This is a genomic window from Guyparkeria sp. (genome assembly GCF_046545975.1).
GTDB lineage: Bacteria > Pseudomonadota > Gammaproteobacteria > Halothiobacillales > Halothiobacillaceae > Guyparkeria.
On sequence record NZ_JBKGYT010000063.1, the window covers coordinates 1 to 10,216 of the forward strand.

Below are 10,216 nucleotides of genomic sequence, written 5' to 3' on the forward strand. Positions count from 1 at the left end.
GCGGTGATGATCATGGTCTCGATCGGCACGTTCAGCTGGCGATCGATCCGTGACCTCAAGAAGCACCCGATGAGCACCAACGTGGTCATGATGATGACCGTCATCGTCACCGTGGCCACCCACAACCTCGCCTACGGGGTGCTCACCGGCGTGCTGCTGGCCGCGATGTTCTTCGCCAACAAGGTCGGGCAGTTCATGCACGTCTCCTCGCGCCTGTCCGAGGACCCGAACGACCCGCGCCATCGCATCTACGAGGTGATCGGGCAGGTGTTCTTCGCCTCGACCGAGAAGTTCCTCGAGTCGTTTGATTTCAGGGACGACGTCGATAAGGTGACCATCGACCTGTCCAAGGCCCACTTCTGGGACATCACCTCGGTGGGGGCGCTGGACAAGGTGGTGCTCGACTTCCGCCGCGAGGGCATCGAGGTCGAGGTCATCGGCATGAACGAGGCCACGGCCACCATCGTCGACAAGCACGCGGTGCACAACGATCCCGACGCTGCCGAGAAGCTGATGGGGCACTGACATGGGAAACGAGAACATGAGCGACAACAAGGACCGGGTACTCGCCTGCATCGACGGTTCGCGATCCTCCGAGGCCGTCACCGACTACGCCGTCTGGGTGGCGCAGGCGCTCGAGGCCCCGCTGACCTTCCTGCACGCGATCAGCAACCCGCATGCCCCGGCCAAGACCAATCTCTCCGGCAACATGACCCTCGGCGGGCGCGAAAAGCTCTTGGAGGAAATGGTCGAGCTGGAGGAAAAGCGCGGCAAGCTCGAGCGGGAGCGTGGCCGGGCGCTGCTGGCCGACGTGCTTTCCCGGGCGCGTGACCGGGGCTTCGAGTCGCCCGACGAACTCCTGCGCAACGGGGACATCACCGAGGTGATCCTCGAGTTGCAGGGTGTCATGCAGATGCTGGTGCTCGGCAAGCAGGGCAAGGATGGCGACGCCGTGGCCCGCCACGTCGGCAGTCACCTGGCCGGCATCCTGTCGATGATTCACAAGCCCACCCTGGTCACGCCGCTCGAGTTCAAGAAACCCGAGAGCTTCCTGATCGCCTACGACGGCAGCCCGACGGCCTACAAGCTGGTCGAGATGGCGGCGAACACGCCGCTGCTGCAGGGGCTGCCGGTACACATCCTGATGGTCGGCGAGGAGAAGCAGGGCAACTGGGACAAGATACAGGCGGCCAATACACGGCTGCAGAAGGCCGGCTTCGACACGCAGGTGGCCATTCGCCAGGGCAAGGTCGACGAGGCGGTCTCGATGTACCTCGAGGAGAAGGACATCGATCTGCTGGCCATGGGCGCCTACGGCCACAGCCCGATTCGCTATCTCGTGCTGGGCAGCACCACCACCAAGATGATCATGAAGGCCAACGTGCCGCTGCTGGTGGTGCGCTGAGACATATCCCTCGAGTTCCGGCATGGATCAAGGGCCGCGTCGAATGACGCGGCCCTTTTCGTTGCGTCCGCGGAGATGTCCGGACCTGGCAACTTCGTCGAGCGCTCGACCGAATGCCCCGAGCCGCATCGTCTCTTCGGGCACGAAAAAGGCCGCGCCCGAAGACGCGGCCTTGAGGATCGAGAGCGATCGCTGCCCGTCTAGTCGACCGCGTAGTAGTCGGCCAGCTGGGCGATCTCCTCGTCCGTCAACGGGTCGGCGAACTGCGACATGCCCTTGGCCACGTCGTTGTGACGATGGCCGTCGCGGAACATCTCCATGGTGCGCACGAAGTAGTCCTCTGGCAGACCCCGCAGGGACGGCGACTCGTTGATGCCACCCGAGCCGTTACTGCCGTGGCAGGCGGCGCAGGGCGTGATCAGTCGGCTCGGATCACCCACGCTCACCAGCTCGTGGGCCGGGTGGGATTCCTCCGGCTTGGCCTTGTCCGGCAGCCCCTGCTGCTCGTAGAACGCTGCCAGGTCGGCCATGTCCTGCTCGCTCAGATCCTCGCTGACCACGTTCATGATGTGGGCGCGTCTGTCCTCGCGCCGACGATTGTCGGCGTAATCAATCATCTGCTTGTAGGTGTACTCGGCGCGCTGGCCGGCCAGGCGCGGCCAGTTGCCGGACAGCGATTCACCGTGTTCACCGTGGCAGGAGGCGCAGAAGGCATCCTCGTGCAGATCCTCGCCGCGGGACGGGTCGCCCTCGGGCATGGCTGCCATGGTTTCGTGCCACTCGCCCGGCGTCCACTTCACGACCTCGCCCTTGGCCTCGGAGGCTGCCGAGGCAACCCCCGGCAGTGCCAGGCCCAGTGCACAGCCTGCGGCAATCAGCGGACCGACGACACGGCGTTTCTGTTTCTGGTTCATTGGGTACCTCCTCGTTACGCGTATGCGGTCCACAGGCCGAAGCCGAAGTACTGCGCCACCCACAGGACCAGCAGCACGATGCTGACGGTGCCCATGCGATTCACGGCGCGCGACGGCGTGTAGGTCCCCTCGGTCTGGCCGGCCTGCCAGGCGACGGTCAGCAGGTAGGCCACGACGCCGCCGCCGAGCACCCCGAAGGTGATGAAGAACAGGCCAGTGGAGTACCAGTCCATCGCGACCTTGTAGTCGAGCGGGTTGTAGCCATGGACGCCGAACAGCGTGACCCAGCGGATCGCCTCGCGCATGGCGGCGACGACGATCATCGCCACGGTGGCGACGAGGATCGGCGTGTAGCCCCACAGGCCCTGCTCGAGACGCCGTCCGAGCACCAGCGGGTAGGCGGCGGCAATGATCAGCGCGGCGGCCGCGGCGATCGGCCAGGGGCCGGTGGCGAAGCCGCTGATGTCCTCCGGCAGACCGCGCATCCAGATGACCAGCAGGACCAGGGAGATGGCCGTACCGATGGCCCCCAGCCGGGTGGCAAGACGCTTGAGGAAGTCGAGGTACCCCTGGTCCTCCTCGCCGGCACCCTGCAGGTAGCGGCGGTAGCCGAACAGCCAGATGCCGATCACCGGCAGCGACAGGGCGATGAAGAAGCCGAAGCGCCAGCCGTTCCAGGCGTGGATCGAACGGCCCGAGGCATCGACGATACCATCGGGCGCGTACCACTCCATCCACTGATCCGGCTCGAGCATCTGCACGGACAGGGCGTGCATGATGAAGCCGACTACCACGAACAGCAGGGTTGCGGCGATCATCGCACCCGGGCAGCGGGTCTTCTTCGTGCGCAGCTCGTAGTTCATCGCGTAGAAGATGAACAGGGCCAGCGTGCCGACGATAAGGATCAAGATGAAGCCGATGACCCACCAGGCGGAGAGCACGTTCGAGGTGTACCAGAACGGGTCGTAGATGACCTGGACGAACAGCAGTGGCGCGACCCCGACCACGATGGCCACCGACACGGCGACCTTGGCCGTGTTGACCATGGCGGAGGCCAGCCGGCGCCAGTGATCATCGCCGGAGAAGGCCCCGCGGATCGCGAGTACCGACGAGCCGAGCAGTACGTGCACGGCGGCGATGTGCAGCGCCCAGGTGGCCACGCCCAGGATCAGGAAGATCACCGGGTGGGCCGGGATGCCCAGCGGATCACGCAGGGCGTAGAGCATGGCGGTATCCATTACTTGTCCTCCTCATCGGAACGGTTTTCGAGGAGCGCCGTCTTGTCGCCGGCCTCGTAGCGGGCGACGGCCTCGGGATCGGTCAGGCTGGCGATGAAGACGGCCAGCGCCTCGGCCTCGTCGTCCTTCAGCGGGATGCGCGGCATGTACATCGTGTTGCCGGTCGAAAGCGCGCCTGTCAGGTAGGTCTTGATGCCCTCGATGTCGGCCTCCTCCGGGAAGTAGTTCTTCAACGGACGAATGCCGGTCTCGGAGAGCGAGTGACAGTTGGCGCAAGCGGTGATCGCCAGGGTGCGCCCCACCTCGGCGGCGTTGTCACGGCGGATCTCCCGCTGGTCTTCCGGCCAGAAGATGTGAGCGTGCTTGAAGCCCACCTTCTCCAGGGTCGGCATCTCGGACTCCACGCCCATGCCCGGCACGTCGTGCCCGATGACCTGGTTGGAGTAGATGTACTGGCCGGCGATATACGGCTTGCGTACCGACTCGCGGATGGTCTCGCCCGGCCACAGGCCAAGTACCAGGATCGCGAGGGTGGCGATGCCGGCGACGGTCGCGGTGACGAACTTCGGCCGGATGAGCGTGACCGCGAAGTAGGCCAGCATGGCGCCCAGCACGATCAGGATCGACGGGGTGAAGTAGTCCGGCATACGGTTCTCGGCCACCAGGTGCGCGATCTCCGGCAGGGAGTTCATGTACCAGGGGTACAGCGAGATGCCGATGATCGCGGACAGCCCGCCGACGATCGCCAGACGCCGCAGCAGCCACTTCTTGAACGCCTCGTCCTTCAGCCCGGCGGCGACGATGCCCCCGACCACGGCGGTCATGGTGAACATGAAGGCAGTGCGGATCATCAGCTGGGCGAAGGTATTGTCACCGTAGAAGCCCAGCAGGTAGCCGCCCTCGGTCTTCCACTCTTCCATGCCCGGCATCATCATGAACGAGAGGATGCCCACGATGGCCAGCATGGTGGCGTAGGAGGTGACGGCGAAGATCGCGGCGAGCTTCATGTAGGTAAAGCGGTCGAGCTTGCCTGCCATGTACACCAGCATGTAGACGCCGATCACCTCGATGACGAAGAACACCCACTCGGTCGCCCATTTCCAGACGAAGTTGTGGATGAGTGCCGAGATGCCGCGTGGGCTGCCCACGGTGGTCGAGTACCAGATCCCCGGCCCGGTGATGGACCCCAGGATGTAGGAGAAGACCAGCAGGAACAGGCCGTACTTGCGAATGAAGTCGATCAGTTCCGGGCGATTGTCACGTGCGCCGATCCAGGCGAGCACACCGAAGAGGATGGCGGCGCCCACGGCCGTGTGGGAGAAAAGCACGTGCACGGTGGCGATGATCCCGATTACCCAGCCGCTGCCGATGCCCGGCTCGTACCAGGTCGGGTAAAGTCCGATCAGATCCATAGGGGGATCCTCCTGTCAGAACGCATCAGGCCGGTCCGCGAAGGGAACCGGCCGTCATGGGAGTTGAACGTCATGAGAAGCAGTCTTCCGTGAAGGCTGTCATCCAGTTGTGCTGGTACAGCGCAGCCAGTCGGACCTGCTGCTGCGTGGCGTCGAAGGGCAGGTAGCGCTGCTCGTCGACCCGGACGATCTTGCCGTCCTCCAGCCGGAACACGTCGGCGACGAACATGCCGTTTTCGGTGTTTCCGGCCAGGGCGTAGCAGGTGTTCTGGAAGACTGGCTCAACCGGTTCGTTGCCGGCCAGCAGGGCCCTGAGCTGGATGGCCAGGACCTTGGCCTGGCTGTTGGCCGCGTAACCCGACTTGGGCATAGCGCCGGCGATGCAGGAGTCGCCGATGACATGCACGTCCGGATGTCGGGTCGACTCGAAGGTCTTCTGGTCGACCGGGCACCAGCCGGAGTCGTCGACCAGGTCCAGGTCGAAGGCGATCCTCGCGGCCTTCAGCGGCGGGATGATGTTGATCATGTCCGCCTCGAAGACGCCGGCCTCGGCCTCGACCGTCATGTTCTCGGCGTCGACCTTGAGGATCTGGCCGCCCATGTCGCCCATGATCCACTCGATGGGGCCGGGCTCGTCATAGGTCTTGAGTTCGGCCAACTCTTCCTCGTTGTACTTGGAACGGGCCGGCTCCGGGATGTTGAAGCGATAGAGCTCGTTCCAGGCGTGCAGCATGGAGTAGTCGGTGGTGAAGCCGTTCTTCGGGTCGAGGATGATGACCTTCGGGTTCTTGTCGCCGCGGTCAAGCAGCCACTGGGCGATCAGCCCGGCGCGCTCGTAGGGCCCGGGCGGGCAGCGATAGGGACCCGGCGGCGGGCCGACGATGACGGTACCGTCTTCCGGCACGGCCTCCAGCTGAGCCTTGAGCTCGAGCAGCTGGTCGGTGGCATCCCAGCCGTGCGGGAGTTTCGTCTCTGCCAGGTCCTCGGTCAGCCCCTCGATCGCGTCGAAGTCGAAGGAAATCCCCGGCGAGAGTACGAGGCGGTCGTAGCCGACCTTCTCGTCGCCGGCGGTGGTGACCTGCTTGTTGTCGTAGTCGACGTCGGTGACCGTGTCGTGGATGAACTTCACCCCGTGGCGGTTCTTGAGGGCGTCATAGGAGATGGTGATGTCTTCCATCGTCACCTGGCCGGTGATGACCTCGCTGGAGCCGTAAGGGCGCCGGTACTCGCGCTTGGGCTCGATGATGGTCACCTCGATCTCGGGGGCGTAAAGCTTGAGGTACTTGGCCGTGGTCGCCCCGCCGACCCCCCCGCCGACGATCACGACGCGTGACTGGCTCGCCGAACGGGCCAAGGGCGTGCCGAGCAACCCGGCGCCGGCCGTGCCCGCCCCAGCTAGCTTCAGAAAGTTGCGACGACTGATCGTGCTCATGAGTCATTCCCCCCGTCTTGCTTGTCCGACTCGTCCCGCTCTTTCGGCAGGCTCGAGAAGTAGTCGGCCATCGCCCGGATTTCCTCGTCGGTAAAGGCGCGGGCCAGTGGTCCCATCAGCGTCGATGGGCGCGAGCCGTCGGCGAACGATTCCATGGCCTCGATGAACTGCTCGCGCGGCATGCCGGCCAGCGGGACGTAGGCCGAGTCTTCGATGTACCCCTCGGTACCGTGGCAGCCGGCGCAGGTCTGCGCGGCCATGAGTGCCTGGGGGTCGGCATCGCGGCTGGTCTCGGCGTGAGCGGTTGCCAGCCAGAGGCTCCCCCCCAATGCCGCGGCCCATCCGATCACCTGGTGTCTGATCATGATGTGTACCTCTTCTTCGCTCCTCGCCCGCTGCTCCATGACGACTCTGCGGTGGTGTTCCTTTTGACAGCCGGGCATGATTGATTGCAGATTTAATTCCCTTATCTGTTCGCCAAATATACAACATCAAAAATGTTTATGAACAGGGCATGACAGGAAATAGTCGAGGACAGGGGGGTCCCTGCCGTGTGACAAGGGGAGAGGGTGGGGCGTCAGTGCGCTGAATGCCTCGGAAAAACACGCCAACATGCGGTCAACTCCATTGAATATGTCAGCCGTGCACCTCCATGGCGGCGCTCGTGCTGCAGGGCGATTCGCCTTGCACATTCGTCGACGAATGCGGGTCCGGATCACCTTTAACTAATAGCCTACCTGCCTTTGTTTTGCAGGAGAGTGAATTCGCCCGACTCGCGCGAGATCACGCAGCCGGGCGGGATGGGGGGTGGATTCAGCCGGACAGCAGGCGACCGAGGCCGGTGTCGGCGCTGGTCCGGTCAATGGCCAGGAGGCGTCCGGAAAAGCCGGGCGCGACGCGGGGGATCCATTGCTCGAGGGCAGTCAGGTTGTCGGGCGCATCGTCCGCCGAGGGGGCGTGACGGTTGAGCACCACGGCATCGATGCGTACCCCAAGGCGCTCGAGAGCCTCGATGGCTCCGAGCGTGGTGCTCAGGGTGCCAAGCCGGTCCTCGGCGACGAGGATGACCGGCAGGCTGGTTGCCCGGGCCAGTTCGACGTTGAGCGCATCGTCGGCGAGAGGAGAGTAGATGCCGCCGGCACCCTCGATCAGCCAGATGTCCTCTGGCGCGCTGTGCCCGAGGTCGAGGGCCGGCAGCAGGTCTTGTGTGAAGGAGAGCGGGCGTCCCTCGCGGCGTGCGGCCTCGGGCGGGGCCAGCGCGGCGAGAAACCGCAAGGGGCAGACGGTCTGCGGGGATTCGTGATCGCCGGCCGCCAGGCGCAACTGTTCGGCGTCGGCTGCAAGGCGGGTGACGCCCTGGTCGGTGGTCACCTCCTCGCAGCCGCTTTCCACCGGCTTGCGGACTCGCACGACCCGACCCGCTTGCGTCAGTAACCTCGCCAGGTGCGTGCCGACGAAGGTCTTGCCGACCCCGGTGTCGGTCGCCAGGATCACCCAGCCACGCCGGTCGTTCGTCTGCGCGGCCTTCATGCGGGGTCGGGCAGTTCCCGGCCGGTCAGCCGGCGGTAGGCGGTGAGATAGCGCTCGCGCGTCTGTTCCACGATCTCGTCGGGAATCGCCGGGCCGGGCGCCGTCTTGTCCCAGTCGAGCGTCTCCAGCCAGTCGCGGATGAACTGCTTGTCGAACGACGGCGGGCTGATGCCGGGCCGGTACTCGTCGGCCGGCCAGAAGCGCGAGGAATCCGGGGTGAGCGCCTCGTCGATGAGGTGCAGCGTGCCGTTCCCGTCCAGACCGAACTCGAACTTGGTGTCGGCGATGATGATGCCGCGTTCGGCGGCGTAGTCGGAGGCCATCCGGTAGAGCGCCATGGCCGTGTCGCGTACTCGGGCGGCCATGTCCGGGCCGATCAGTCGCTCGGTCTCGGCGAAGTCGATGTTCTCGTCGTGGTCGCCGACATCGGCCTTGGTGGCCGGGGTGTAGATGGGTTCGGGCAGCCGGTCGGCCATCTGCAGGCCCTCGGGCAGGGTGATGCCGCAAACCGCACCGGTCGCTTGATAGTCCTTGTAGCCCGAGCCGATCAGGTAGCCACGCACCACCGCCTCGATCGGCAGGGCCTCGAGGCTGCGCACGATCACGCTGCGGCCGGCGAGCTGGGCGCGTTGTGCCGGGTCCGGAACGATCGCCGACAGGTCCTGGTCCTCACAGAGGTGGTTGGGCACCAGGTCACGGCTCTTCTCGAACCAGAAGCGCGAGATCTCGGTGAGCACCCGACCCTTGTCCGGGATGGGCGTGGGCAGGATCACGTCGAAGGCCGAGACGCGGTCGGTGGTGACGATCAGCATCCGCTCGTGGTCGATGCGGTACAGGTCGCGCACCTTGCCGCGGTGGATAAGTTGCAGGTTGTCGATCTGCGTTTCGAAGACGGCGGGTGGCGAGTGTGTCATGAGGGCTCAACTGTTAGCATGCTACGAAATTCTGCCGCCGATGGCGGTGAGACAAAGGGTCATTGTACGAGAGCGCGGCGTTCTAGGCGACGTCGGTGCCTGCAGCCAGCGGGAGAGGTTGATGGAGATGAACACGGTGTTCCGGATTTCCCGTCGGGTCGGTACGGCGCTCGTGCTGGTGTTGCTCGCCGGCAAGGGCTTCGCGGACTTCGACATCCCCGTGGAGGACGGCGGCGACAGGCTGGACGTCCAGGTCATCGAGCCGGCCGAAGGCGCTGCGGAGGACGCACCGCTCGTGCTCTGGGTGGCCAACCAGTACGGGGACATGGCCGGACCCGAGAGTGTCGCCCATGCACTGGCGCGGCGGGGAGCGACCGTCTGGATGGTCGACGTGATGGATTCGCTGTTCCTGCCGCGCACGGACGGCAATGTGCGCCAGGTCGACGGCGGGCCGGTCGGTTCCCTGATCGAGCGCGCCGTCGAGGAGGATCGCCCCACGGTGCTCGTGGCGGCGGACCGCATGGCGGTGCCCACCCTTCGCGGCATGCGCTGGTGGCAGGAGCGTGCCGACGATCCGGCCGCGCTGGCCGGGGCCGTGCTGCTCTTCCCCAGCCTCTACCGAGGGGCACCGATCGCCGGCGAGGAGCCGGAACTGTTTTCGATCGTGGACGCGACCAACCTGCCGATCATGCTGCTCCAGCCCGAGCACGGCGTCTATCGTCACCGCCTGCTCGAGCTGCGCGAGCGTTTTCTTCAGGCGGGCAGTGACACCTTCGTGCGCGTGGTGCCCGAGGTGCGCGACTACTTCCACATGGAATTCGAGGAGCCGACGCTCGACTCGCTCGATTCGATCGACGACATCGTGGGGGGCGCCGCCGAGGCACGTGCGGTCAGGGCGTTGCCGGACGACATCCTGCGTTCGATTCCGCTGCTGGCGGCTGCCGATCACTCGGAGGAGGTGTTGCCCATCGATCCGGATCGCACCACGCCGGTCGACCGCCAGACCGGCCTGCAGCCGGTCGAGCCGCAGGAGGCGCCGGCGTTCGAGCTGACCGATCTGGAGGGCAATCCCCAGCGCCTCGATCCGGATTTCGACGGCGTGCAGATCGTCAATTTCTGGGCGACCTGGTGCCCGGCCTGCGTCGAGGAGATCCCGTCGATGGAGCGCCTGGCCAGCCGTTACCCCGACCGCCTGAAGATCTACGCCATCGCCTTCAAGCAGTCGCCCGAGCACCTGCGCGAGTTCATGCAGGACTTCGATGTCTCCTTCCCCGTCCCGGTCGATCCCGACGGCGAGGTCGCGGCGAAATACGACGCCTTCGCCTTCCCGAGCTCGTTCCTGGTGGCTGCCGACGGGCGCATCCACTACTC

General features: G+C 65.5%; 10 protein-coding genes. 3 read left to right on the top strand and 7 right to left on the bottom strand.

Annotated elements, in window-relative coordinates; all coding sequences use genetic code 11:
• Positions 1-525 (top strand): STAS domain-containing protein (locus ACLFMY_RS06815; RefSeq protein WP_410763857.1); only part of this gene is annotated, 525 nt, incomplete at its 5' end.
• A gap of 16 nt (positions 526-541) precedes the next feature.
• Positions 542-1,405: a universal stress protein gene (locus tag ACLFMY_RS06820; RefSeq protein WP_410763858.1), complete on the top strand. Its 864-nt coding sequence runs from the start codon at positions 542-544 to the stop codon at positions 1,403-1,405.
• 200 nt (positions 1,406-1,605) lie between these two features.
• Here ACLFMY_RS06820 and ACLFMY_RS06825 read toward each other — a convergent pair whose 3' ends face one another.
• The 7 genes from ACLFMY_RS06825 to ACLFMY_RS06855 all read right to left on the bottom strand — a co-directional run bounded on the left by ACLFMY_RS06825 (position 1,606) and on the right by ACLFMY_RS06855 (position 8,845).
• Positions 1,606-2,319 (bottom strand): c-type cytochrome, encoded by a 714-nt coding sequence (locus ACLFMY_RS06825; RefSeq protein WP_410763859.1) that lies wholly within the window; start codon positions 2,317-2,319, stop codon positions 1,606-1,608.
• Between the two features lie 14 nt (positions 2,320-2,333).
• Positions 2,334-3,557 carry a hypothetical protein gene (locus tag ACLFMY_RS06830; protein WP_410763860.1) on the bottom strand — a complete coding sequence of 408 codons (1,224 nt, stop codon included), beginning with the start codon at positions 3,555-3,557 and terminating at the stop codon, positions 2,334-2,336.
• Positions 3,557-4,969 (bottom strand): c-type cytochrome, encoded by a 1,413-nt coding sequence (locus tag ACLFMY_RS06835; RefSeq protein ID WP_410763861.1) that lies wholly within the window; start codon positions 4,967-4,969, stop codon positions 3,557-3,559. Before ACLFMY_RS06835 ends, ACLFMY_RS06830 begins: the two co-directional genes overlap by 1 nt.
• Before the next feature lie 70 nt (positions 4,970-5,039).
• Positions 5,040-6,401: an FCSD flavin-binding domain-containing protein gene (locus ACLFMY_RS06840; RefSeq protein ID WP_410763862.1), complete on the bottom strand. Its 1,362-nt coding sequence runs from the start codon at positions 6,399-6,401 to the stop codon at positions 5,040-5,042.
• Entirely contained in the window at positions 6,398-6,766 is a 369-nt protein-coding gene (locus tag ACLFMY_RS06845) for a c-type cytochrome (RefSeq protein WP_410763863.1), read from the bottom strand. Before ACLFMY_RS06845 ends, ACLFMY_RS06840 begins: the two co-directional genes overlap by 4 nt.
• A gap of 448 nt (positions 6,767-7,214) precedes the next feature.
• Entirely contained in the window at positions 7,215-7,931 is a 717-nt protein-coding gene (bioD, locus tag ACLFMY_RS06850) for a dethiobiotin synthase (protein WP_410763864.1), read from the bottom strand.
• On the bottom strand, positions 7,928-8,845 hold the full coding sequence (locus ACLFMY_RS06855) for a phosphoribosylaminoimidazolesuccinocarboxamide synthase (protein WP_410763865.1): 918 nt from the start codon (positions 8,843-8,845) through the stop codon (positions 7,928-7,930). Before ACLFMY_RS06855 ends, bioD begins: the two co-directional genes overlap by 4 nt.
• 121 nt (positions 8,846-8,966) lie before the next feature.
• Between ACLFMY_RS06855 and ACLFMY_RS06860 the strand changes: the two genes are divergently transcribed.
• On the top strand, positions 8,967-10,216 hold a 1,250-nt coding region (locus tag ACLFMY_RS06860), incomplete at its 3' end, for a TlpA family protein disulfide reductase (RefSeq protein WP_410763866.1).